The following is a 22,940-nucleotide window of genomic DNA, read 5'->3' as shown; positions in this document are numbered from 1 at the left end:
CGATGAAACCGATGATGTTCTTCGCCAACGCTGCCCCGCGCCGCTTTGCGGTTCGCGGGCGGGCGGCCTGGCGATGGCTGGGACGAGCCTGACCCATTATTTGCGTCCGGCATCGACCGGGCGCCCCCGAGTCTTTCGTTTTCAAGCTATTTCAGGACAAGTGAATCATGCGCGTCGTTTCCGGCATCCAGCCCACCGGCAATCTCCACCTCGGCAATTATCTCGGCGCGATCCGCAACTGGGTGCGGATGCAGGACGAGATGGATGATGACAGCCAATGCCTGTTCTTCCTCGCCGATCTTCATGCCATCAGCCAACCGCACGTCCCTGCCGAACTGCGCGCAGGGACGCTGGAGATGGCCGCTGCGCTGGTCGCTTGCGGGATCGACCCGCAACGCTCGATCCTGTTCAACCAGGCGCAAGTGCCCCAGCATGCCGAACTGCAATGGCTTCTGAACGGCACCGCGCGGATGGGCTGGCTGAACCGCATGACGCAGTGGAAGGACAAGGCGGGCAAAAATCGCGAGGGCCAGTCTGTCGCACTGTTCGCTTATCCGGTGCTGCAGGCCGCCGACGTGTTGCTCTATCAGGCGACGCATGTGCCGGTAGGCGAGGATCAGAAACAGCATCTCGAGCTGGCCCGCGACATCGCGCAGAAGTTCAACAACGACTTTGCTTCGGACGATGCGCCGGTGTTCACCCTGCCCGACCCGATCGTGCCACCACAGGCCGCACGGATCATGAGCCTGCGCGACGGCAGCGCAAAGATGAGCAAGTCCGATCCATCGGAGATGAGCAGGATCAACCTCGTCGACGATGCCGATACGGTGATGAAGAAGATCAAGAAGGCGAAGACGGACCCCGAACCGCTGCCGAGCGAGGCGGCGGGGCTGGCCGAGCGACCCGAGGCGCTCAATCTGGTGACGATCTATGCCGCGCTCAGGGACATGAGCATCGATGCCGTGCTGGCCGAACATGGCGGATCGGGCTTCGGTGCATTCAAGCCTGCGCTTGGCGAAGTATTGGTTGAAATTTTGCGCCCGATTTCGGATCGCTTCACCGCGCTGCTCGAAGATCGTGAGGCGCTCGATGCGATCCTTGCACGCGGTGCGGCGCAGGCTCGGGAGATCGCGCTGCCGACTCTTGATGCCACCTACAAAGCGCTCGGCCTCGTGCGCGGCTAGGTGTTGTCGGACCCCCAGGCCGGAACCTCCTGAAATCCTGCCGTTTGACGCGTGCCATTCAAACCTTGTTCATGGGTTTGTTCTTACGGTAGAGTCACGTGCTGGTCAGCTGTCCGGACCTGGGGGAAGGGGCCGTGCAGATCGCACCGGCCCGCGAAAGGACAGATAAGATGACCGACCGTACCAAAGCCAAAGGTTGGGGGCGCAGTCTCAAACTCGCTTCCGTTCCCTTGTTGCTCGCAGGGCTCGCCGCCTGTGCGACCAATTTCAATTCTGACGTTACCCGCTTCCACACGCAGCTGCCCGCACCCCAGGGGCAGACGTTTGCGATCGTACCGGAGAACCCGGCCGATGCGGGCGGTCTCGAATTCGCGCAATATGCGGGCTATGTCGCGCAGCAGATGCAACGGCTGGGCTATACGCCGGTGGCGTCGGCCAATGACGCCAATCTGGTGGTTATGTTCGGTTACGGAGTCGGACCGGGTCGGGAGCGTATCCACTCAACCCCCGGTTTTGCCGACCCGTTCTATCGCCCGTGGTATGGCTATGGCCCGTATTACGGACCGCGCTTTGGCGGCTATTACGGCGGGCGCTGGGCTTTCGGTATGTACGATCCGTTCTTCGACGGGCCGGACATCGACAGCTACACCGTCTATACCAGCCACATCGACCTGAAGATCGACCGCGCATCCGATCACCAGCGGCTGTTCGAAGGCAAGGCGGAAGCGCTCTCGACCTCGAACCACCTGCAATATCTGGTGCCGAATCTGGTCGAGGCGATGTTCACCAACTTCCCCGGCGATTCAGGCCAGACCATGCGCATCTCGATCGCGCCGGAAAACATGGCGGTGAAGCGCCAGCCGCAGAACTGATCAGCTCAGCTGCGAAAGAAGAAGGCCCGCCATTTGCGCGGGCCTTTTTCGTATCAGGCAAGCTTGGCGTGACCCCCGGTGGAGCCGAAGCCGCCTGCGCCGCGGACGGTCTCGTCCAGTTCCTCGACCTCATCCCATGCCGCCTGCACGACCGGCGCAAGCACCAGCTGCGCAATCCGATCCCCGCGCGCAATCGCGAAGGACTCGTGACCGTGATTGATGAGGATGATCTTGAGTTCGCCGCGATAATCGGAATCGATCGTCCCGGGCGTGTTGGGCACGGTGATCGCATGTTTGAGTGCGAGGCCGGAACGTGGCCTGACCTGGATTTCATAGCCGGACGGAATCGCCAGTGCGAGCCCGGTTGCCACCGCCGCACGGGCGCCGGGGGCAAGCTCCACATCTTCCGCCGAAAGCACATCCATTCCCGCAGCGCCATCGGTGGCATAGGCGGGCAGCGCCAATCCTTCGCCATGCGGCAATCGGCGCAATTTGACCCGCACAGCTTCAGCCATGCTGTTCGGTGTCCGGATTCACCAGCGCATGGGCGGCCCGTCGTACCAGTTCGCGCGCGACATCTTCCTTGTTCATTTCGGGCAATTCCTCGACCCCGGCGGAGGTAACGATCTGTACGGTGTTGGTATCGCCGCCCATCACGCTGCCTTTGGTGCCGGATTTGATCCTGCCGTAAGAGACGTCGTTGGCAACGATCCAGTCGGCCCCCTTGCGCTTGCGCTTGGCCTTGGCGTTCTCAACCAGATCGTCGGTCTCGGCAGCAAACCCGATGAGCAATTGCGGGCGCTTGCGGGCGGCACTGGTGGTGGCGAGGATATCGGGGTTTTCGGTCAGCACCAGCGCCGGTGGAGCCGAGCCGCGCTTCTTCATTTTCTCGACCGCGACACGCTTGGATTTCCAGTCGGCCACCGCAGCGACCATGAAGGCGATGTCGGCCGGCAGCGCCTTGCGCACCGCATCGGCCATTTCGTCGGCGCTTTCGACATCGATACGATCGACGCCGAGCGGGGTCGGCAAATGCACTGGGCCTGCAACCAGAGTCACGCGTGCACCAGCGGCGGCGGCCATCGCGGCGATCGCGAAGCCTTGCTTGCCGCTCGACCGATTGGCGATATAGCGCACCGGATCGATCGGCTCCCATGTCGGTCCGGCTGTCACTAGCACATGCCTGCCGTGCAGCGGGCGGTGATCGGGATCGGGATCGAACTCGGTCTGCCCTGCCAGCGGGTCGGGCATCGGCTCCGGCTGAGCCACGGGAGCTTCGGTTCGGAGTGCTTCTTCGGCAATCGGTTGCGGGCGGGCAGCCGGGTTCTTGCGCGCAACTTCGTGGTTGAGAGCTTCGGGATCGATCGGCGGTGCCGCCGAAGCCTTGCCTTTCGATGCCAGCAGCGGGCCGCCGAGATCCGGCGCAGGTATATCGCCACCGTCGTCCAGAGGGGGCTGACCAAGGAAACCTTCGGCGTCGAAGGGATCGACTTCGGGCAAATCCTGCAGTTCGGCTTCGAGGTCTTTGTCGATCTGCTGGTGGCTGCGACGCGCGGTCGAACGCGGAATGATCGCCGAAAGCAGGCTGGTGAGCGTCCCGCGTGGCTGGACCTCGGGCTCAGGCTCGAGCGCCTCGCTGGCAAGATCGACGTCCGGCTCTTCGAGCTCGCCCTCATCGCTCGTTTCCGTTTGCGGAGCATCGACTGGCGCTTCGAGCACACGCAGCGACGGCGCGCTGGCTTCAACGATCTCCGGCAGCTCGATATCGAGATCGAGCCGGTTGGCGATTTCGGCGAGGATCGCGGCGGGCTCGGGCAGGCGACCCGGTCCATATTCGCCACAAGCCATCTCGCCCTCGTCGGGCTCCATCACCCCCACGCCTGCCTGGCGGAGCCATTCGGTGTTGCGCTGGGTGGTCGAATGCTCCCACATCCGCACATTCATCGCGGGAACGGTCAGCACCGGCTTATCGGTCGCAAGAATCAGCGTGGTGGCCAGATCGTCGGCAATGCCCGCCGCCATCTTGGCCAGCAGGTCCGCCGTCGCCGGGCATACCACCACCAGATCCGCCTCACGCGAGAGCTGGATATGGCCCATCTCGACCTCATCCTTGAGATCGAACAGCGAGGTGTAGACCTTGTTGCCGCTAAGCGCGGCCAGCGCCATCGGAGTGACGAACTGCTGCCCGCCCTCGGTCAGCACGCAGGTGACATCGCCGCCAGCCTTGCGGATCATCCGCACCAGCTCGCACGCCTTGTAGGCAGCGATACCGCCGCCCACCACCAGCAGGATGCGCGGACCCGTCACCGGTCGCCGTCCCTGACTGCCAGCCGCGTCGCTCGCGCGGATAGGAGAATATGATCCCATTGCGTCATCAAAGCGCTTGCTAGCGCCCCCCATCGCCCTTGGCCAGTAGTGTACGAGGGGCAATTGCCTGCGACCCCCGCTTTCGCCTATCCTCGGGGCAATCGAGGGAGAGGCGAGACGTGCACCTGATATTAAGCCTAATCATAGTTCTATTGGCCTTAGCCGACATGGTGTTAGGATTTGGTTTCCTGATTAACCCTGTTTCTTCGGGGGCGCAGCTCGGCGTGGCGGCACAGGGCGCAGCAGGCCTGTCGACCATGCGCGCGGACTTCACCGCCTTCTTCGTGATTTCAGCCGCCTTCATGGTTTTCGGCGCATGGCGCAGGCAAGGCAATTTGCTGGTCGCGCCTTTGGGGTTGTTCCTGGTGGCATTTACCGGGCGGTTGGTGGATGCGCTGGTGTCCGGCCCCTACCCCGGCTTCGCGCTACCGATGGCCTATGAAATGGGCCATGTCGCGGTGATGGGGCTCGCGATCAATTTGTGGCCATGGCGGGCGTCCGGCGGATCGCGCTGACGCAATCCACCAGGGCGCGCGGGAGAAAGGCCAGCCCGGCCAGATAGGCCGGGACCAGCATCGCCATCCAGTAGAAGTTTTCCTGCCGCGCGAAGATCGCGACGAAAGCGATGAAGCCGGTGTACCAAAGGCTCGCGAACAGGCCGAAGCGCCCGCCCAGCCCCCACCAGCCAAGCAGCGGCAGGACGCACAGCGGACCCGCAGCCCACGATTTGAGCATTACCAGCAAGGTCGTTTCCGAAATGCCATAGAACGGCAGACTCAGCCCCATCAGGCCCGTCCATGGCGGAGAAACCAGATCGCCCGGCATCCGCGCGGCGGCGACGGCAGCGGCATGGAAGGCGAGGCCGATGGCAATCAGGACGATTCCGCCGGTCACGGCCAGTGCCTCGCGCTTGCGCCCTTCCACCACCGCCAGCACCGCCCACAGCAACAGGAACGGCAACGCGAGCTCGCGAATGGCTACTGCGACGACCGCCAGTGCCAACCCCACAGGCCAGGCCCGGCTACGCGATAGCGCCAGAGCCAGCCCGAGGAACAGCCCGGCCAGCGTTTCATGCGAGAACACGACGGTATGAGCAAAAGCGATAACCCCGCCGTAGCCAACCAGTGCCGCGCCGCCATAGCGTTCCCACCAGCGTAGTGGCGGCTTCAGGATAGCGAACCAGACCAGCAGGTTCGCACCCCACAGGATTGCCGCTATCACGCGCCACCCCTGCTCACCAAGAAATGCGCTGACCCAGGCGACGATCGGGGTGCGCACGGTCACGAAGGGGGTAGTAGGATAATGCCGCGCGCGCTGTTCTGCGAGCGCCGCGTGGTAATAGTTTTCACCCTTCGCCACGCGCATGTTGATCGCGTGATAGAGATCCTTGTCGAGCGATTCATGCTGCGACTTGCGATGCGCGATGTCCTTTTGCTGGGCGACTTCACGATGCCCCAGCGAGCCGATGTTCCACACGGACAGCCCCAGAAACAGGGCCAGCAATGCGAGCGCGACGAACCTCGGCACAGCACGCAACGGATGCTCGGGCCAGTTGGCGAGTGGATCGGCCAAGCGGACCGCAGCGCGCTTCACCATACTCAGATCAATCCGGTAATATGCAGCGCACCGACTGCCATCGCGCCCGCCGCCACTGCCGCCGCATAGCTCAGCACTTTGAGGAAGCCGAGGCCGCCGCCTTCCCACATCAGATGGATTTCGGGCAGCGGCGGCGGCTCCGGGGCGCCGCCGCGGGGCGGGAACAGCTCCTCCAGCCGCCGGACCAGCGCAGGCACGCGCAACAATGTCTCGCCATCCTCGCGGATGCGATCGGCAAGCGCCGCTTCCGGGCCCAGCTCGTCACGAATCCAGTCGCGCACGAAGGGCGCGGACACGTCCCACATGTTGATCGCCGGGTTGAGCTGCGTGGCGATGCCTTCGACCATCACCATGGTCTTTTGCAGCAGCAGCAGGTGCGGCTGGGTCTGCATGTCGAAATCGCGGGTGATTGCGAACAACCCGTCAAGCATCTGGCCAACCGACAGCTCGCTCACCGGCTTGCCGCGCATCGGTTCGCCCACCGCGCGCAGGGCAGTCGCAAATTCATCGACCGAGTGATGCGACGGCACATACTGCGCCTCGAAATGGATCTCGGCCACGCGGCGGTAATTGCCGGTGGTCAGGCCATAGAGGATTTCCGCCAGCCATTGCCGCGCGCGCCGGTCGATCCGGCCCATGATCCCGAAATCGATCGCGACGATGGTGCCGTCGGGGCGCACGAACAGATTGCCCTGGTGCATGTCGGCATGGAAGAAACCCGCGCTGATCGCCTGCTTGAGAAACGCCAGCACCAGCCGGTTGGCGAGCGCAGGAAGATCATGCCCGGCCTCACGCAACCGATCGATTTCGGAGATCTTGACCCCGTCGACCCATTCCAGCGTCAACACGCGGCCATTGGTACGATCCCAATCGATGTCGGGAATGCGATAGCCTTCCACACCCCCCATAGCCTCGGCCAGCTCGCTTGCGGAGGCCGCTTCGCGTCGCAGGTCGAGCTCGCGATTGGTCCAGCGCTTGAAATTGGCGATCGTCAGGCGCGGACGCAGCCGGGTCGCTTCGCCCCCGAAAGCTTCGAGGTGCGCAGCCCCCCATTCATAGGTGGCGATGTCGCGTGCAAAGCGCTCGCGCACGCCCGGTCGCAGCACCTTGACCGCGACATCGCGCCCTTCGATGGTGCGCGCGCGGTGGACCTGTGCGATTGAGGCCGCGCCAACAGGTTCGGGATCGAATTCGGCAAACAGCGCCTCGAGCGGTTGCCCAAAACTCGCCTCCACGCTCTGGCGGATCTGCTCGAATGGCACCGGCGGCAAGCTGTCCTGCAACGTCAGGAGATTGCGCGCGGCATCCTCGCCGACAATATCAGGCCGTGTTGCCAAAGTCTGACCGAGCTTGATAGCTGCCGGACCGATTGCGCGGAAAGCCCCTGCATAATCGGGCTCTTTCGGCTGGCGTGTGCCGATGCGCGCGATCCGTGCCAGCCGTTTGACCTGAACCGGGGTGTTGGGATCGTTCTCGATCCCGCGCAGCGCACCGTGCCGCGCAAGAGTGCGCCCCCAGGCGAGCAGCCGCCAGATATGCTTTGCAGGACTGGTCACGTCAGATTTTCCACCCCGAATGGATGGCCACAAGTCCGCCAAGAATGGGTTCGACCTTCGTCTTGCCGAAACCGGCATCGCGGATCATCTGTTCGAAGCGCGGCATCGGCGGAAAGCGGCGGATCGATTCGACGAGGTAGCGATAGCTGTCGGCATCGCCCGCAATCGCCTCCCCCATGCGCGGCACAAGATGGTCCGAATAGGCATCATAAACGTCCTTGAATCCAGGCCATTCGACGGTGCTGAATTCGAGGCAGAAGAACCGCCCGCCGAATTTCAGTACCCTGTGCGCCTCGCTCAGGGCGCGGTCGATATAGGTGACATTCCTGATCCCGAAGGCGATCGTATAGGCATCGAAGATACGCGAGGGATAAGTCAGCTCCTCGGCGTTCTGGCACGACCAGGAAAGCCCGGTAATCCCGCGCTCCATCGCCCGCTCGATGCCCACGTCGAGCATATCCTGATTAATGTCGGCCACGGTTAATTCGGCTCCACGCGCCGCCATGCGAAAGGCAATGTCGCCGGTGCCGCCCGCCATGTCGAGGATCGCTTCGCCCTCGCGCGGCTGGACCCGGCGAACGAACCGGTCCTTCCACAGCCGGTGCATCCCGCCCGACATCGCATCGTTCATGATGTCGTACTTGCTCGCCACGCTGGAAAACACCGCGCCTACACGGCGGGTTTTCTCTTCCGGGGCGACCTCTTCATATCCGAAGGAAACTGTCTCGCTCATGGGACAAGCGCCTTAGTGGGAGATTGGGGTGGCGTCTATCCGCTCGCTTCGCTCACTGCGCCGGGCTCCGGGCGGCGGAGAGGACTGGCACCGCATCCGGCGATCTGCCATGCGCTGCTTCCGACAATTTTCCATCGCCGGAACATCGATGCCTGAACTTCCCGAAGTCGAAACGACCGTGCGCGGCCTCGCTCGCTTCCTCGACGGTGCGCGGATCGAACGCGTAGCGCTGCACCGTGAAGGTCTCCGCCGCCCCTTCCCCCCCGCACTCGTGCAAGCGTTGACCGGCGCGAGAATCGCCGGCCTCTCGCGTCGGGCAAAATACGGCCTGATCCACACCGATCGCGCGCAGACGATGGTGTTTCATCTCGGCATGAGCGGGCGTTGGCGGATCGACCCCGGCGATATCGAAAAGCACGACCACCTTGTGCTCGAAACCGCCGACCACCGCTTTGCGCTCAACGACCCGAGGCGGTTCGGCTCGGTCGATCTGGTCAACAGCGAAAATTTGGCGGAATGGCCGCAGTTCGTCGCGCTTGGCCCGGAGCCGCTCGGTGCGGCGTTGACCGCCGAGTGGCTGCGTCATGCGACGGCAGGCCGCAAGCAGGCGATCAAGCTGCTGCTGCTCGACCAGCGCGTGGTCGCCGGACTTGGCAATATCTATGTCTGCGAGGCGCTTTGGCGCGCGCGGATCGATCCCCGCAAGCCGGGTGGGCGCGTCACACGTCCGCAGCTTGCCCGGCTGGTCCCGGCGATTCGCGGAGTGCTCGAACAGTCAATCGAGGCGGGAGGCTCAAGCCTGCGCGATTTCGTCCATCCCGATGGCCAGCTCGGCTATTTCGCCCATTCCTTCGACGTCTATGGCCGGGAAGGCCAAGCTTGCCGACGCGAGGATGGCGGGACCATCCGGCGTGTGGTACAAGGCGGGCGCAGCAGTTGGTGGTGCCCGCGCTGCCAGCGATGAGTCTCAACCCCTTCCTGGGCGCTTGACGATTCGGCTGCTTGCGATTATGTGCGCCGCCTTCCGGCACACTTGCGCCGATTTTCGCGAGATTCGACTGCCTTTTGAACACTGGCCGCGCCAGCGCGGCCCTATAGACACGAGCCAGAGTTAAGGACCATCCATGGCCAATACGCCGCAAGCCAAGAAGCGCATCCGTCGCAACGCCAATCGCGCCGAGATCAACACCGCACGCATGAGCCGCATCCGCAGCTTCGTGAAGAAGATCGAAACCGCGATTGCCGCTGGTGACAAGAATGCCGCCAAGGAAGCTCTTTCGGCTGCGCAGCCGGAGCTGGCACGCGGCGTTTCGCGCGGCGTTCTCCACAAGAACACCGCCGCACGCAAGATGAGCCGGCTGACCAAGCGGGTAGCCTCGCTCTAAGCGATTTACGGAAAACCGTTTTCGGCAAAGGGGTCATTGGTTCGCGCCAATGACCCCTTTGCTTTGCCATGAAACCTTCCTGTAATGATCGCGACGAAAGCGACGTTCCAAAAGCGAGCAAATCCCGCGATTCGCATGCACCGATACGCAAAAATTCCGGTAATTCAGAAGCCTGAACGGGGCTCTGCGGGTTGCATGTGAGTCAACGACTTTATTTCAGTTTTTTTACCGCCCGCCCTCTTGCGACTCGCTCCGCGCGGGTCTTAAGAAAGGGCATCGGCCTGGGACGGGACAGCTCGGGCAAATACATTACGATGACAAACGGGGCTTTCGCGGATTCGCAGCGATTCCGGTGGGGTGTAACGCATTGCCTTACTTTGAGCTGGGCGCCTGAAACTGACGTTTCAGGCGCATCCGGTGGGGACGAATTTTGGACGGAATCAGGTCGATGGAAACTACGGGGATGAGGCGCAAGGTGCAGGACGAACTGATGGAAGAATCCGAAGCGGTAAACCTGGCGGCAGATTGGGCGGACATCAGCCAGGGACTGCGAAAGGACCTGGGCCATCAGCTGCACAGCCAGTGGATCAAGCCGATCCAGCTCGGCTCGCTGTGCCATGATTCCGGTACGCTCGATCTGTTCCTGCCGACCGAGTTCTCCGCCAATTGGGTGCGTGACCGTTTTTCGGACCGGCTGGCGCTGGCGTGGAAGATCGCCCGCTCGGAAGTGCGCAACGTGCGTATCAGCGTTCATCCCGGCCGCCGCCAGGTCGCCGACCTGCGCCTCCATTCCGATGGCCACCGCCCCGCCAATGACGGGGCCGACAAGTCGATCATGGCGATCGCCGCCGACACCATCGGCGACAGCGGCTTCACCTCCAGCGTCGGGCTCGACGCCTCGCTGACCTTTGCCGCTTTCATCACCGGCGAGGCCAATGTGCTGGCGTTCAACGCTGCGCAGCGCATGGCGGCACCCGAAAAGCCGCAGTTTGCCCCGCTCTACCTCAAGGCTGCGACCGGCCAGGGCAAGACGCACCTGCTCCACGCGATCGGCCATTCCTATCTCCTCGCCCACCCGCGTGCGCGGATCTTCTATTGCAGCGCCGAACGCTTCATGGTCGAATTCGTCCAGGCACTGAAATCGGGTCAGACGCTCGAATTCAAGGCGCGGCTGCGCAGCTTCGACCTGCTGCTGGTGGACGATATCCAGTTCATCATCGGCAAGGCCAGCGCGCAGGAAGAGCTGCTCTACACGATCGATGCGCTGCTCGCCGAAGGCAAGCGGCTGGTGTTCGCCGCCGACCGTGCACCGCAAGCATTGGACGGGGTTGAGCCGCGTCTCTTGAGCCGCCTGTCGATGGGTCTCGTTGCCGACATCCAGGCCGCAGATATCGAGCTGCGTAAGAAGATCCTCGGCTCCAAGCTCACTCGCTTCGCACCGCTGGAAGTGCCCGCGGATGTGATCGACTTCCTCGCCCGTACCATTACCCGCAACATTCGCGAGCTGGTAGGCGGCCTCAACAAGCTGATCGCCTATGCCCAGCTTACGGGACAGGAAGTCTCGCTCCAGCTGGCCGAGGAACAGCTGACCGATATCCTCTCGGCCAACCGCCGCCGGATCACCATCGACGAGATCCAGCGCACGGTGTGCCAGTTCTATCGGATCGACCGCTCAGAGATGAGCTCCAAGCGCCGCGCCCGCGCAGTCGTGCGCCCGCGCCAGGTGGCGATGTATCTCGCTAAGGTGCTGACCCCGCGTTCCTACCCCGAAATCGGGCGCAAGTTCGGTGGGCGCGACCATTCCACCGTGATCCACGCGGTGCGCTTGATCGAGGATCTGCGCCAGCGCGATGCCGATATGGATGGCGATGTGCGCAGCCTGTTGAGACAGCTCGAAAGCTGACGGGAAAACGCCCCGCAGCCCTTCGGCTCGCTCCACATACCATGAACAACCAATCGACAGGGTTTCAACAGCCCTGTCGACAGGGCGCATGGTAGCGTCCAAAGGGCCGATTATGAGCGAGTCCGGCCACCATCCTGCCCCCGTCCAGCTTCCCGCCAGTCTTGGCGCGGCGCTGCTACGCGGCTTTACCGGACGCTGCCCGCGCTGCGGCGAGGGACGGATTTTCCGCGCATGGCTGAAACCGCGCACCGCCTGCCCATGCTGCCAGCTCGATATGTCGGGCCAGCGCTCGGACGATTTTCCCGCGTATATATCGATCTTCCTGACCGGGCATATCCTTGTGCCTGCGATCATCATTCTCGTGCTCGACTACGATCTGTCGGCCTGGACGCTGGCGGCGATCCTTATGCCGCTGGCGCTGGTGATGCTGCTGGGCTGGCTGCAACCGGCCAAGGGCGCGGTGATCGCGCAGCAATGGTGGTTCGGGATGCACGGCTTCAAGCGCGAGCGCCTGCCCGAAGGGGACCAGTCGTGAGCCTTTCGCCCGAACGGCTCGACCGCTTCTCCCGCCAGATCGTGCTGCCCGAGGTCGGCGGCGCAGGCCAGATGGCGCTCGCCTCAGCGCATGTGACGATCATCGGGCTCGGCGGGATCGGCAGCCCGGTGCTGCAATATTGCGCCGGAGCGGGAATCGGGCATCTGTCGCTGATCGAGGACGGCGATGTCGAGCTGTCGAACCTGCCGCGCCAAACGCTCTATACCCAACGCGATATCGGGCACGCCAAGGCTGTCGCCGCGCGTGGCTGGCTTGCGAATTTCGACAGCGGGCTCGAGGTGTCGATCTGCGACGAGCGGATCGATGCGGGCAATGCCGCAAGGCTGATCGGCACCACCGATCTGGTGATCGACGGCACCGACAATTTCGCCACCCGCCTCGCGGTGTCGGACGCTTGCGTTGCGGCGGGCACGCCGCTGCTATCGGCCGCCGTCGGACGGTTTCAGGGACAGGTCGCCGCCTTCGCCGGGCACCTCGCCGATCAGCCATGCTACCGTTGCTATGTCGGGGATGCCTTCGATGCCGACGATTGCGACACCTGCGCCGCCGACGGCGTGCTCGGCGCGATGGTCGGCTGGTCGGGCTGCTTCGCCGCCATGCAGGCGATCCGCGTATTACTCGAAGGGGTCAGCACGTTGGGCGATCCGCAATGGGGCACGGTGCACCTGATGGACGGCCTTGCCCCCGCGATGCGGAGTTTCAGCGTGGCGAAGGATCCGGGGTGCCGGGCGTGTGGCCAGTGATGACCCACGTAAATTTGCTGATTTCGCATTATGGCTTGATCGCCATTCTCATCGGCGCGGGCATCGAGGGCGAAACCGTGGTCGCGACAGGCGGCCTCTTCGCCCATCGCGGGCTCCTGCCCCTGCCCGGCGTGATGGCGGCAGCGGCAATCGGATCATTCACCGCCGACCAGATATTCTTCCACCTCGGTCGACACTTCCGCGAAAGCCGAGTGGTAAGCCGGATGCGCCAGCGAACCACCTTTGACCGGACCATCAGGACGGTCGAGAAATATCCCGTCGGCTTCGTGTTTGCGTTTCGCTTCATGTGGGGATTGCGGACAGTAAGCCCGGTGGCATTGGGAACCACACAGATCGGTGCCGGAAGGTTTGCGGTATTGAATTTGCTGGCAGCCATTGTGTGGGCGATGGCAATCGCGAGCATCGGCTATCTCTTTTCAGGCACACTGAAAGCGTTGGGCGCGCACATGCGCACACTCGAGCATTATGCGCTGGCGATTGTTGCACTGGCGGTGTTGCTGGGTGGCGCCGCGTGGTTGATCCGACGCCAGTGGGGAGGAGCCGGATAAGGGCGCAAGGCCGTATCTAGGATTTACGCAAAACCTCGCCAACCCACTCCGGCACCAGCGCGCTTGCCGGGCCTTGGCGCGATTCGTCGAACCAGTTCGAGCCCTGACTCCGCTCCAGATTGAGTTCGAGCGTCGCGACGCCCAGTGCTTTCGCATCGCGTACGAAGCCGGCGGCGGGGTACACCGCGCCAGATGTGCCGATCGAAACGAACAGATCCGCCTCGCGCAGGGCGGCGTAGATCCGCTCCATCTCATACGGCATCTCGCCGAACCACACGACGTCGGGTCTCAGCGCGCGCGCACCGCATTCAGGGCACTCCGGTCGGTCGATCAGCGTGCCGGTCCAGCGGCTGCGTACATCGCATTGGGTGCACCAGGCGTTGAGATGGGTGCCGTGCATGTGCAGCACGTTTTCCGCTCCCGCACGCTCGTGCAGATCGTCGACGTTCTGCGTCACGATCAGCAGTCGGCGCCCCTCGCGCGCGGCCCATTCGTGCTCCAGTCGCGCCAGCGCCTCATGCGCGGGATTGGGCTGCTTGGTCTGGATCGCCTCGCGCCGCATATCGTAGAAACGCTGCACCAGATCGGGATCGCGGTCGAACGCCTCGGGCGTGGCGACGTCTTCGACCCTGTGTTGTTCCCACAGCCCTCCCCCACCGCGAAAGGTATCGATCCCGCTTTCCGCCGATATTCCGGCACCGGTGAGGATCACAATGTTGCGCAAATCAGCCATGCGGGCCATGAAGCATGGTCGGCATGGGAGTGGCAATGGCGCGGATCGGAATAGTCGGTAGCGAGGGGCGCATGGGGCGCGCGCTCATGACCCTCCTCGAATCCAGCGAACACACGCTGTCGGGGGGGATCGATCGCGGCGGCAATGTCGCAGCGCTTGCCGATTCGAGCGATGTGCTGGTGGATTTTTCTTCGCCTGCCGCACTCGACGGCAATCTCCATGCGGCGATCGGCGCGGGCATCCCGATCGTTATCGGCACGACCGGACTGTGCCAGCACCATCATGAGGCGATCCACCGCGCGGCCCATGCGGTGGCCGTGCTCCAGACAGGCAACACATCGCTCGGCGTCACCCTGCTCGCCCATCTGGTGCACGAGGCGGCGGCGCGGCTCGGGCCGGACTGGGATATCGAAATCCTCGAAATGCACCACCGCATGAAAGTCGATGCACCCAGCGGCACCGCTCTGCTGCTCGGCGAAGCGGCAGCCGACGGGCGCGGGATCGCGCTCGACGAGCACAGCGAACGCGGGCGTGACGGCCATACCGGACAGCGCGAGGAAGGCGCGATCGGCTTCGCCAGCCTGCGCGGCGGCACTGTCGCGGGCGAACACAGCGTGATCTATGCCAGCGAGGAAGAACGGCTGACGCTCACCCATGTGGCGGAGAACCGCTCGATATTCGCGCGCGGGGCGATCCGGGCGGCGGAATGGCTGATCGGTCGCCCGGCCGGGCGCTACGGAATGCCGCAGGTGCTAGGGCTGTAATGCGATGACGGCGCGCCCGGAAAAGCTGCGCCAGAAGGTCCATCACCAGCTGTTCGTCGGGGCAGAGCCCGATGGCGCGCTGACGATCACCAACAAGCTGCTGATCCTCGTCATAATACTCGCCGTGATCGGCGCCGCGCTGCACACCGAACCCGACCTCCCCGCCCGCTGGCAACATATCCTTAGGGTTAGCGAATGGGTATTCGGTGCAATCTTCCTCATCGAATATTGCGCGCGCGTCTATTCGGCGGCGGACAATGATGGGCCGGGCAGCGTATGGGCGAAGCGCTGGCGCTTCATCCGCTCGCCGCTGGGGCTGATCGACCTGCTGGTGGTGGTTTCCACGCTCGTTCCCGTGCTCACTGCCGATGCCTCCATGCTCCGGGTCATGCGCCTGCTGCGGGTCCTGGCGGTAATGAAATTCGGCCGCTTCAACTATGCCCTTCGCGAAATCCGAGCGGCAGTGGGCGAGCGGCTGGACGATCTGATCGTCACCTTCGCCTTTTCCGGCATCATCCTGCTGCTCGGCGCGACCGCGCTCTATATGACCGAAGGTGCGCTGCAGCCCGAACAGTTCGGTTCGATTCCACGCGCGCTTTATTGGTCCGCAATGACGCTGACCTCGGTCGGCTATGGCGATGCTGTGCCGATTACCCCGCTGGGCAAGTTCTTCGCCACCGTGGTCGCGCTGTCGGGAATTGCCGTGATCGCCATGCCCACCGGTATCCTCGCCGCCGCCTTTTCCGACGCCATGCAGCGCCGCCGCGACCACCGGATCGAGGATATCCGCAATCATATGGAAGAGCTGTCGATCGAGGATGATCGGCTGGAGGCGAAACTCGCCGCTCTTGAGCGCGCGGCCAAACATCACCATCACGACTGACGCATGACCAAGGACCAGATTTTCGAATTCTTCCGCCGACTGGCCGAGGACGATCCCGCGCCCGAGACCGAGCTGGAATACGGCAATTGCTACCAGTTGGTGGTGGCGGTCGCACTCTCCGCGCAGGCAACCGATGTCGGGGTGAACAAGGCCACCCGCCGCCTGTTCGCGGAAATAGAAACGCCCCAGCAAATGCTGGCGCTGGGCGAGGACGGTCTCAAGGAGCACATCAAGACCATCGGCCTGTTCAATTCCAAGGCAAAGAACGTCATTGCGCTGAGCCAGTTGCTGGTCGACGAATTCGGCGGGGAGGTTCCCGCCACCCGCGACGAGCTCGTGCGCCTGCCCGGGGTGGGTCGAAAAACCGCCAATGTCGTGCTCAATTGCTGGTTCGGGCAGGAGACCTTCGCGGTCGACACGCATATCTTTCGCGTCGGCAACCGCACCGGGCTGGCCAAGGGCAAGACACCCGAACAGGTCGAAGCCAAGCTGGACAAGCGCGTGCCCCAGCCATTTCGCCTGCACGCGCACCACTGGCTGATCCTGCATGGCCGCTATGTCTGCAAGGCGCGCACACCCGAATGCTGGCGCTGCAAGCTGGTCGATCTTTGCAGTTTCAACAAGAAGGTGCTGGAAAAGCCGAAAGGCAGAGGCTGACGAAACTGTCGCCCGAACTACAGTTTCGTTCAGAACCGGTAGTTCGCGCGCAGGCCTATCATGTCGATGCCGGGGTTCTGCCGCGGGTTGAACAGTGTTGCCCCGCTGATGTGAACCCAGCTCGCCTCGATCGATACGCGCGGGCTGAGCTGGAAACCTGCGGCAAGCTCCGGCTCGAACAGCACGCGACTGCCGAGGTCGGTGCGATACATGGTCGTCTCGTCCACCCGGAAGGATGGCCCGTCATTGATCGACAGGCCCACGCCGGGTCGCACGTAAAGTGGGCCAGCGACCTTGACCTTCCAGGCAAGGCCCGCGGCAATAAAATCGGTGTAACCTTGCGAATTGACCGACACCATCACATAGGGCTGCGGCTTGCCTATCACGGAAAGCGCCTCGATCGGCGCCCCGCGTACGCCGAGCTGGAAATCGGTGCCGTGTTCGTCGGTGTTGAGCGTGAATGGCGTGTCGACGGCATGGGCATACACGCCCCCGTAAACCTCTCCCGCCTGCGCTGGCGCTGCGCTGGCCACCGCGAGCAACGCCGCCAGGGACAGGGGTAAGGATATTGACGCGTTCTTCATCGAGCAAACCTCGTCCCTTGCATGGGTGCCGGGGCCCTTGCGGCAAATTACCTAGAATTTGAAGCGTCGGCTCGTCGTTATGTGCCAAAATGATGCAAAGCTGTGGCTTGCACGCGCCACCGATCCATTAAATTCGCGCGTCTACTATTCCCTGTTTGAGCCAGTTGCGGCCTTGCCCTAACCGGGCCGGCTGCATGACGCACGAGCATCATCTCGAACCGCTCCCGCTGGAGAGCGCTGGCTGGCGAAGCGAGATCTCCGCGACCTTCGCGCTCGCCTGGCCGCTGGCGCTGGCCAATCTGCTGCAGATGCTGGTCTACGCGATAGACGTCGTGTTCGTCGCGCGACTGGGGGAGATCGAGCTGGCGGCATCCTCGCTCGGCGTGTCGATCTTCGGCCTGACGATGTGGGCGCTTGGTGGTCTTACCGGGATCGTCGCCGCGTTGATCGCAGAGGAGCTTGGCTGTCGGCGCCATGCCGTGCGCGAAGTGCGCCGCTCGGTACGTATGGCGTTATGGCTATCGGTCGGCACCGGACTTGCAGGAATGGCGATCTGCTGGTTCGGCCAGCCGCTCTTGCTGGCCAGCGGACAGGAACCCGAGATTGCACAACGCTCTGGCGCTTTTCTGCAGATCCTCATGTGGGCGATGATCCCCAATGTCGCGGCAAATGTGCTGCGCAATTTCGTCTCCGCGCTCGGTCGCCCGATCTTCGCCACTGCAATCACCGGCGTTGCTATCGTCGCCAATTTCATCGGCAATTACGCATTTGTTTTCGGCAACCTCGGAGCGCCCGCGCTCGGGCTGGAAGGGTCGGCGATCGCAAGCGTCACCACGTCGCTGGTCATGCTCGCCTGCTATGTGATCGCGATCCTGCGCGACCGGAGATTGCGGCGCTACCGCATCTTCGGCAATTGGTGGCGGCCCGAATGGAGCCGGCTGACCGAGCTGATCCGTGTCGGCAGCCCGGTCATGGTCATCATCCTTGCCGAAGCCGGATTGTTCAGTGGCGCGGCGCTGCTGATGGGCCGGATCGGCCCCGCCGAACTCGCCGGACATACCATCGCGCTCAACATCGCCGCGCTGGCATTTCAGGTGCCTTTCGGGATCGGTCAGGCGGCGACGATCCGTGTCGGCTATTTTTACGGCGCAGGAGACCGCGAGGGCATGGGCCGTGCGGGCTGGGCCAGCATAATCATGGGCGGTGCCTTTATGACGCTGACCGCGATGTTGATGCTGTTCGCACCGTTCCTGTTGCTGGGTATCTATGTCGATACCTCGCTTGCCGCCAATGCCGCAATGATCGGTTTCGCGGTCCGCTACATGAAAGTCGCCGCTGCTTTTCAGCTGTTCGACGGCGTGCAGACGGTTGCTGCCGGTGCCTTGCGCGGGCTGCAGGACACGCGTGTGCCGATGCTGATCGCAATCTTTAGCTATTGGGTACCGGGTTTCGGCATCGCCATCATGCTCGCTTTCTATACAAGATTGCAGGGCACCGGCATCTGGATCGGCCTCGCGACAGGCCTCGTCTTCGCCGCGTTACTGCTGACGGTGCGATGGACTCGCCGAGGGCGTTTCCAAAGACCGGCCAAGCCCGTCGCACCCGCGCCACATCCGGCCTGAAAAAATCTTGCATCCCGGTGCTTGACGCCCAGCTCCGCGCTACACATATGCGGCCCGCTGGCACTCTCGGTGTGGGAGTGCCAAGATTTATCCGAGCCTTTAAGAGAGAGGTACTATCATGGCATTTCGTCCGCTGCACGACCGTGTACTGGTCCGTCGCATCGAAGCCGAAGAAAAGACCGCCGGCGGGATCATCATTCCCGACAGCGCGAAGGAAAAGCCCAGCGAGGGCGAAATCGTCGCGGTCGGCACCGGCACCAAGGCCGAAGACGGCACCATCACCCCGCTCGACGTCAAAGCGGGCGACCGCGTGCTGTTCGGCAAGTGGTCGGGCACCGAGGTCAAGCTCGACGGCGAAGACCTGATCATCATGAAGGAAAGCGACATCATGGGGATCATTTCCTGATCCGCTGATCGCATTCGCATCCTTCTATCCAAACTCATTTTCCAGGAGAAACCATCATGGCTGCCAAGGACGTAAAGTTCGGCCGTAACGCGCGCGAACGTATTCTCGCCGGCGTCGACACCCTCGCCAATGCCGTCAAGGTCACGCTCGGCCCCAAGGGCCGCAATGTCGTGATCGACAAGAGCTTCGGCGCACCGCGCATCACCAAGGACGGCGTTTCTGTCGCCAAGGAGATCGAGCTCAAGGACAAGTTCGAGAACATGGGCGCACAGATGCTGCGCGAAGTGGCCTCGAAGACCAACGATAACGCCGGTGACGGCACCACCACCGCCACCGTTCTGGCCCAGTCGATCGTGACCGAGGGCATGAAGTCGGTTGCCGCCGGGATGAACCCGATGGACCTCAAGCGCGGCATCGACCTCGCCGTCCACAAGGTCGTCGAAAACCTCCAGAGCCGCTCGAAGGAAGTTTCGGGATCGTCAGAAATCGCGCAGGTCGGCGTGATCTCGGCCAATGGTGATCGCGAAGTCGGCGAGAAGATCGCCGAGGCGATGGAAAAGGTCGGCAAGGAAGGCGTCATCACCGTCGAGGAAGCCAAGGGCCTCGAATTCGAGCTCGACGTGGTCGAAGGCATGCAGTTCGACCGTGGCTACCTCAGCCCCTATTTTATCACCAACCCCGAAAAGATGACCGTGGAGCTGGATAACCCCTATATCCTGATCCACGAGAAGAAGCTGTCGAACCTGCAGGCGATGCTGCCGGTGCTCGAAGCGGCGGTCCAGAGCGGTCGCCCGCTGCTGATCATCGCGGAAGACATCGAAGGCGAAGCGCTGGCGACCCTCGTGGTCAACAAGCTGCGTGGCGGCCTGAAGGTTGCAGCGGTCAAGGCTCCCGGCTTCGGCGATCGCCGCAAGGCGATGCTGCAGGACATCGCGATCCTGACCAAGGGCGAGATGATTTCCGAAGACCTCGGCATCAAGCTCGAAAACGTCACCCTCGGAATGCTCGGCCAAGCCAAGCGCGTCACCATCGACAAGGACAACACCACCATCGTCGATGGCGCCGGTGACGAGGGCGACATCAAGGCTCGCGTCGGTGAAATCCGCACCCAGATCGACAACACCACCAGCGATTACGACCGCGAGAAGCTGCAAGAGCGTCTCGCCAAGCTCGCCGGCGGCGTTGCCGTGATCAAGGTCGGCGGTGCGTCCGAAGTCGAAGTGAAGGAGCGCAAGGATCGCGTCGACGACGCCCTCCACGCTACCCGCGCTGCGGTTGAGGAAGGCATCGTCCCCGGCGGCGGTACCGCCCTGCTCTACGCCACCAGCGCGCTCGAAGGCGTCGATGGCGAGAACGAAGACCAGACCCGCGGTATCGACATCGTGCGTCGGTCGCTGACCTCGCTCGTGCGTCAGATCGCCGAGAACGCTGGGCACGACGGTGCGGTGGTTTCGGGCAAGCTGCTCGACCAGAAGGACACCTCGTTCGGCTTCAACGCGGCGACCGACACCTATGAAGATCTGGTCAAGGCCGGCGTCATCGACCCGACCAAGGTCGTGCGCACCGCGCTGCAGAATGCAGCTTCGGTCGCTGGCCTGCTGATCACCACCGAAGCGGCTATTTCGGAAATTCCGGAAGACAAGTCCGCTGCCCCGATGCCCGACATGGGCGGCATGGGTGGTATGGGCGGCATGGGCTTTTAAGCCCCGCGCTCAAGCGTTCGGTTTACCGACGAATCAGGCCCGGCGGAGCGATCCGCCGGGCCTTTTGCTGCCAGCATTTGCGCAAGAACCGCATCATCACTTGCGCGCTTCGCAATTTCGCACCTGCAAAAAGAGCATACAAACGCCGGTCCCGCGAATCATTGCGGGTGCAGACAGTGGGGTGCAATCGTGGCAACAGCCGCAGCCAGCCTTCCCGAGATTCATGCAAATCACGCTGAAAGTCCGAAAGGCAAGGTTCTCGCCGGTCTCACCATCGGCGCGACCGGCGTCGTTTTCGGCGATATCGGCACCAGCCCGCTTTACGCCTTCCGCGAGGCTTTGAGCCAGGCGGCCTCCGATGGTCTCTATCGCGAGGAAATCGTCGGCGTCGTCAGCCTGATGTTGTGGGCGCTGATCCTGATCGTGACGCTCAAATACATGATCATTCTGATGCGCGCGGACAATGACGGCGAAGGCGGAGTGCTCGCCTTACTGGCATTGGCGCGGGCGAAGGTGAAGCGCGGCAGGATGGCGCTGCTCGCGCTGGGCGCCATTGGCGCGGCGCTGTTCTACGGCGATGCGATTATCACCCCTGCGCTGTCGGTGCTGAGCGCCGTCGAAGGGCTCAAATCGCTACCCGGCATCGGCGGCGCGATGAGCCAGCCGCATATCATTATGATCACGCTGGCGATCCTGTTCGCGGTGTTCATGGTGCAGGCGCACGGAACGAAGGCGGTGGCGCGGCTGTTCGGACCGGTCTGCATTATCTGGTTCATCGCGATTGGCGCGATCGGCCTGCACTACGTCGTCCAGGATCCGGCAATCCTGTCCGCATTCGTGCCGATCCACGCGGTGCGCTTCATGCTGACCCATGGCGTGCTCGGCCTGTTCGTACTTGGGGCAGTATTCCTGACCGTCACGGGGGCCGAGGCGCTGACCGCCGACATGGGGCATTTCGGACGCCTGCCGATCCGCATCGCATGGCTGGCGCTGGTGTTTCCCGCACTCGCGCTCAATTATCTGGGGCAGGGCGCCTTCGCACGCCATGCTTTCAACATCGCGCCCCACGCCAATTTCATCGATCAGGACTGGTTCTTTGCCATGGTGCCGGAATCGCTGCGTCTGGCGATGATCGTGCTGGCGACGGCGGCGACGATCATCGCAAGCCAGGCGGTGATTACCGGCGCCTTTTCGCTCACCCAGCAGGCCATGCAGCTGCACCTGCTGCCCCGGCTCAAGATCCGCCAGACTTCGGCGGGGCACGCGGGTCAGATATATATCGCCGCGGTCAACTGGGCGTTGCTGTTCGGCGTCGTTGCGCTGGTGCTCGCCTTCCGTAGCTCCAGTGCGATGGCGGCAGCCTATGGCATTGCGGTGACCGGCACGATGGTGGTCACCAGCCTGCTGGCGATCGTGGTCATCCGCAGGCGGTGGAGATGGAGCCGTTTCACCACGCTGGCCCTGATGATCCCCTTCCTCGCGCTCGATTGCCTGTTCCTCGGCGCCAACCTCCTGCGCGTGACCGAGGGCGGCTGGGTGCCGCTGACCATCGCGGCGGGACTATTTCTGCTGATCTGGACATGGGTAACCGGGCGCAAACTGCTCGCCGCGATCGAAAACGACGGGGCGGTCAAGCTTGAGGATTTCGCCCGCTCGCTCCGTAAACGTCCCGTAGCGGAAGTTCCCGGAGTGGCGGTGTTCTTGACCTCGCGCAATGAGCTGACGCCCCATGCACTGCTCCACAACCTCAAGCACAACCACGTGCTCCACGCGCACAATTACATCACTCGCGTAAAAACCCGCCCGGTGCCTTTCGTCTCGCGCAACAACCGCATCGCGCGAGAGGAAATCGACGGGCAATTCACCCGGGTCGTGCTCAATTACGGCTTCATGGAGAGCCCATGCGTGCATGACGACATGGTTGCGGCCGGGATCGCCGATCCGATGCGCACCAGCTATTTCATCGGGCGCAGCCGCCTCGCCCCATCGAAGGGACACGGGATGCCGTTGTGGCAGGATCTGCTGTTCATTTTCCTCTATCGCAACGCCACCGACCCGACCGACTATTTCAACATCCCGCACAATCGGGTGATCGAGTTGGGCGCGCAATACGCGATTTGAGGC

Annotated in this window: 23 protein-coding genes; 16 read left to right on the top strand and 7 right to left on the bottom strand. The window is 63.2% G+C overall.

What is annotated here, in order from left to right; genetic code table 11:
* Positions 1 to 167 precede the first annotated feature (167 nt).
* Positions 168 to 1,184, top strand: a complete 1,017-nt coding sequence (gene trpS / locus GRI58_RS11840; RefSeq protein WP_160753819.1) for a tryptophan--tRNA ligase — start codon at positions 168 to 170, stop codon at positions 1,182 to 1,184.
* A 170-nt stretch (positions 1,185 to 1,354) separates the two neighbouring features.
* Positions 1,355 to 2,056 (top strand): DUF4136 domain-containing protein, encoded by a 702-nt coding sequence (locus tag GRI58_RS11835; RefSeq protein ID WP_160753818.1) that lies wholly within the window; start codon positions 1,355 to 1,357, stop codon positions 2,054 to 2,056.
* A gap of 53 nt (positions 2,057 to 2,109) precedes the next feature.
* Here the strand turns inward: GRI58_RS11835 and dut are convergent, their stop codons facing one another.
* Positions 2,110 to 2,571: a dUTP diphosphatase gene (gene dut, locus GRI58_RS11830; RefSeq protein WP_160753817.1), complete on the bottom strand. Its 462-nt coding sequence runs from the start codon at positions 2,569 to 2,571 to the stop codon at positions 2,110 to 2,112.
* The gene (locus tag GRI58_RS11825; protein WP_160753816.1) at positions 2,564 to 4,423 is read right to left on the bottom strand and encodes a bifunctional phosphopantothenoylcysteine decarboxylase/phosphopantothenate synthase; all 1,860 of its coding nucleotides are present in this window, start codon (positions 4,421 to 4,423) and stop codon (positions 2,564 to 2,566) included. Before GRI58_RS11825 ends, dut begins: the two co-directional genes overlap by 8 nt.
* Positions 4,424 to 4,590: 167 nt before the next feature.
* On the opposite strand from GRI58_RS11825, the gene GRI58_RS11820 reads away from it, so the two are divergent.
* On the top strand, positions 4,591 to 4,938 hold the full coding sequence (locus GRI58_RS11820) for a hypothetical protein (protein ID WP_160753815.1): 348 nt from the start codon (positions 4,591 to 4,593) through the stop codon (positions 4,936 to 4,938).
* Here GRI58_RS11820 and GRI58_RS11815 read toward each other — a convergent pair.
* The 3 genes from GRI58_RS11815 to GRI58_RS11805 are packed head-to-tail and all read right to left on the bottom strand — an operon-like array spanning position 4,898 to position 8,308.
* Positions 4,898 to 5,995: a hypothetical protein gene (locus GRI58_RS11815; protein ID WP_160753814.1), complete on the bottom strand. Its 1,098-nt coding sequence runs from the start codon at positions 5,993 to 5,995 to the stop codon at positions 4,898 to 4,900. The two genes, GRI58_RS11820 and GRI58_RS11815, sit on opposite strands and share 41 nt — an antisense overlap.
* Before the next feature lie 26 nt (positions 5,996 to 6,021).
* Entirely contained in the window at positions 6,022 to 7,575 is a 1,554-nt protein-coding gene (gene ubiB / locus GRI58_RS11810) for a 2-polyprenylphenol 6-hydroxylase (protein WP_337190968.1), read from the bottom strand.
* 1 nt (position 7,576) lies between these two features.
* Positions 7,577 to 8,308: a class I SAM-dependent methyltransferase gene (locus tag GRI58_RS11805; RefSeq protein WP_160753812.1), complete on the bottom strand. Its 732-nt coding sequence runs from the start codon at positions 8,306 to 8,308 to the stop codon at positions 7,577 to 7,579.
* A 148-nt stretch (positions 8,309 to 8,456) separates the two neighbouring features.
* Here GRI58_RS11805 and mutM point away from each other — a divergent pair, with 148 nt between their 5' ends.
* From mutM to GRI58_RS11775, 6 genes are all read left to right on the top strand, one after another.
* On the top strand, positions 8,457 to 9,272 hold the full coding sequence (gene mutM, locus GRI58_RS11800; RefSeq protein WP_160753811.1) for a bifunctional DNA-formamidopyrimidine glycosylase/DNA-(apurinic or apyrimidinic site) lyase: 816 nt from the start codon (positions 8,457 to 8,459) through the stop codon (positions 9,270 to 9,272).
* 160 nt (positions 9,273 to 9,432) lie between these two features.
* Positions 9,433 to 9,693 (top strand): 30S ribosomal protein S20, encoded by a 261-nt coding sequence (rpsT, locus tag GRI58_RS11795; protein WP_160753810.1) that lies wholly within the window; start codon positions 9,433 to 9,435, stop codon positions 9,691 to 9,693.
* Between the two features lie 463 nt (positions 9,694 to 10,156).
* On the top strand, positions 10,157 to 11,596 hold the full coding sequence (dnaA, locus tag GRI58_RS11790; RefSeq protein WP_237452281.1) for a chromosomal replication initiator protein DnaA: 1,440 nt from the start codon (positions 10,157 to 10,159) through the stop codon (positions 11,594 to 11,596).
* 112 nt (positions 11,597 to 11,708) lie between these two features.
* The gene (locus tag GRI58_RS11785) at positions 11,709 to 12,131 is read left to right on the top strand and encodes a DUF983 domain-containing protein (protein ID WP_160753808.1); all 423 of its coding nucleotides are present in this window, start codon (positions 11,709 to 11,711) and stop codon (positions 12,129 to 12,131) included.
* Positions 12,128 to 12,895 carry a HesA/MoeB/ThiF family protein gene (locus GRI58_RS11780; RefSeq protein ID WP_337190967.1) on the top strand — a complete coding sequence of 256 codons (768 nt, stop codon included), beginning with the start codon at positions 12,128 to 12,130 and terminating at the stop codon, positions 12,893 to 12,895. The genes GRI58_RS11785 and GRI58_RS11780 overlap by 4 nt, the downstream gene beginning before the upstream one ends.
* Positions 12,895 to 13,464 carry a DedA family protein gene (locus tag GRI58_RS11775; protein ID WP_160753806.1) on the top strand — a complete coding sequence of 190 codons (570 nt, stop codon included), beginning with the start codon at positions 12,895 to 12,897 and terminating at the stop codon, positions 13,462 to 13,464. Before GRI58_RS11780 ends, GRI58_RS11775 begins: the two co-directional genes overlap by 1 nt.
* A 16-nt stretch (positions 13,465 to 13,480) precedes the next feature.
* Here GRI58_RS11775 and GRI58_RS11770 read toward each other — a convergent pair whose 3' ends face one another.
* The gene (locus tag GRI58_RS11770) at positions 13,481 to 14,197 is read right to left on the bottom strand and encodes an NAD-dependent deacylase (RefSeq protein ID WP_160753805.1); all 717 of its coding nucleotides are present in this window, start codon (positions 14,195 to 14,197) and stop codon (positions 13,481 to 13,483) included.
* Positions 14,198 to 14,283: 86 nt separating this feature from the next.
* Here GRI58_RS11770 and dapB point away from each other — a divergent pair, with 86 nt between their 5' ends.
* The 3 genes from dapB to nth are packed head-to-tail and all read left to right on the top strand — an operon-like array spanning position 14,284 to position 16,501.
* Positions 14,284 to 14,961, top strand: coding sequence for a 4-hydroxy-tetrahydrodipicolinate reductase (dapB, locus tag GRI58_RS11765; RefSeq protein ID WP_237452280.1), 678 nt, complete (start codon positions 14,284 to 14,286; stop codon positions 14,959 to 14,961).
* 4 nt (positions 14,962 to 14,965) lie between these two features.
* Positions 14,966 to 15,844, top strand: a complete 879-nt coding sequence (locus GRI58_RS11760) for an ion transporter (protein ID WP_160753804.1) — start codon at positions 14,966 to 14,968, stop codon at positions 15,842 to 15,844.
* A 3-nt stretch (positions 15,845 to 15,847) separates the two neighbouring features.
* On the top strand, positions 15,848 to 16,501 hold the full coding sequence (gene nth / locus GRI58_RS11755) for an endonuclease III (RefSeq protein ID WP_160753803.1): 654 nt from the start codon (positions 15,848 to 15,850) through the stop codon (positions 16,499 to 16,501).
* 29 nt (positions 16,502 to 16,530) lie between these two features.
* On the opposite strand, the gene GRI58_RS11750 is transcribed toward nth, so the two are convergent.
* Entirely contained in the window at positions 16,531 to 17,085 is a 555-nt protein-coding gene (locus tag GRI58_RS11750) for an acyloxyacyl hydrolase (RefSeq protein ID WP_160753802.1), read from the bottom strand.
* A 194-nt stretch (positions 17,086 to 17,279) separates the two neighbouring features.
* On the opposite strand from GRI58_RS11750, the gene GRI58_RS11745 reads away from it, so the two are divergent.
* The 4 genes from GRI58_RS11745 (at position 17,280) to GRI58_RS11730 (ending at position 22,937) form a co-directional block, all read left to right on the top strand.
* Positions 17,280 to 18,707: an MATE family efflux transporter gene (locus GRI58_RS11745; RefSeq protein WP_160753801.1), complete on the top strand. Its 1,428-nt coding sequence runs from the start codon at positions 17,280 to 17,282 to the stop codon at positions 18,705 to 18,707.
* 118 nt (positions 18,708 to 18,825) lie between these two features.
* Entirely contained in the window at positions 18,826 to 19,113 is a 288-nt protein-coding gene (groES, locus tag GRI58_RS11740) for a co-chaperone GroES (protein ID WP_160753800.1), read from the top strand.
* A 56-nt stretch (positions 19,114 to 19,169) separates the two neighbouring features.
* Positions 19,170 to 20,816, top strand: a complete 1,647-nt coding sequence (groL, locus tag GRI58_RS11735) for a chaperonin GroEL (protein ID WP_160753799.1) — start codon at positions 19,170 to 19,172, stop codon at positions 20,814 to 20,816.
* A gap of 189 nt (positions 20,817 to 21,005) precedes the next feature.
* Complete coding sequence (locus tag GRI58_RS11730) at positions 21,006 to 22,937, top strand: potassium transporter Kup (RefSeq protein WP_419957045.1); 1,932 nt, start codon at positions 21,006 to 21,008, stop codon at positions 22,935 to 22,937.
* Positions 22,938 to 22,940 lie beyond the last annotated feature (3 nt).

The sequence above is a fragment of the Qipengyuania algicida genome (genome assembly GCF_009828025.1).
Lineage (GTDB): Bacteria > Pseudomonadota > Alphaproteobacteria > Sphingomonadales > Sphingomonadaceae > Qipengyuania > Qipengyuania algicida.
The sequence above is the reverse complement of the archived record's forward strand: the minus strand, read 5'-3'. Positions and strand labels throughout refer to the sequence as shown.

Coding starts and splice junctions, on each gene's coding strand:
- trpS (WP_160753819.1), top strand. CDS start 168: ATGCGCGTCGTTTCCGGCATCCAGCCCACCGGCAATCTCCACCTCGGC.
- GRI58_RS11835 (WP_160753818.1), top strand. CDS start 1,355: ATGACCGACCGTACCAAAGCCAAAGGTTGGGGGCGCAGTCTCAAACTC.
- dut (WP_160753817.1), bottom strand. CDS start 2,571: ATGGCTGAAGCTGTGCGGGTCAAATTGCGCCGATTGCCGCATGGCGAA.
- GRI58_RS11825 (WP_160753816.1), bottom strand. CDS start 4,423: ATGGGATCATATTCTCCTATCCGCGCGAGCGACGCGGCTGGCAGTCAG.
- GRI58_RS11820 (WP_160753815.1), top strand. CDS start 4,591: ATGGTGTTAGGATTTGGTTTCCTGATTAACCCTGTTTCTTCGGGGGCG.
- GRI58_RS11805 (WP_160753812.1), bottom strand. CDS start 8,308: ATGAGCGAGACAGTTTCCTTCGGATATGAAGAGGTCGCCCCGGAAGAG.
- mutM (WP_160753811.1), top strand. CDS start 8,457: ATGCCTGAACTTCCCGAAGTCGAAACGACCGTGCGCGGCCTCGCTCGC.
- rpsT (WP_160753810.1), top strand. CDS start 9,433: ATGGCCAATACGCCGCAAGCCAAGAAGCGCATCCGTCGCAACGCCAAT.
- dnaA (WP_237452281.1), top strand. CDS start 10,157: ATGAGGCGCAAGGTGCAGGACGAACTGATGGAAGAATCCGAAGCGGTA.
- GRI58_RS11785 (WP_160753808.1), top strand. CDS start 11,709: ATGAGCGAGTCCGGCCACCATCCTGCCCCCGTCCAGCTTCCCGCCAGT.
- GRI58_RS11775 (WP_160753806.1), top strand. CDS start 12,895: ATGACCCACGTAAATTTGCTGATTTCGCATTATGGCTTGATCGCCATT.
- GRI58_RS11770 (WP_160753805.1), bottom strand. CDS start 14,197: ATGGCTGATTTGCGCAACATTGTGATCCTCACCGGTGCCGGAATATCG.
- dapB (WP_237452280.1), top strand. CDS start 14,284: ATGACCCTCCTCGAATCCAGCGAACACACGCTGTCGGGGGGGATCGAT.
- GRI58_RS11760 (WP_160753804.1), top strand. CDS start 14,966: ATGACGGCGCGCCCGGAAAAGCTGCGCCAGAAGGTCCATCACCAGCTG.
- nth (WP_160753803.1), top strand. CDS start 15,848: ATGACCAAGGACCAGATTTTCGAATTCTTCCGCCGACTGGCCGAGGAC.
- GRI58_RS11750 (WP_160753802.1), bottom strand. CDS start 17,085: ATGAAGAACGCGTCAATATCCTTACCCCTGTCCCTGGCGGCGTTGCTC.
- GRI58_RS11745 (WP_160753801.1), top strand. CDS start 17,280: ATGACGCACGAGCATCATCTCGAACCGCTCCCGCTGGAGAGCGCTGGC.
- groES (WP_160753800.1), top strand. CDS start 18,826: ATGGCATTTCGTCCGCTGCACGACCGTGTACTGGTCCGTCGCATCGAA.
- groL (WP_160753799.1), top strand. CDS start 19,170: ATGGCTGCCAAGGACGTAAAGTTCGGCCGTAACGCGCGCGAACGTATT.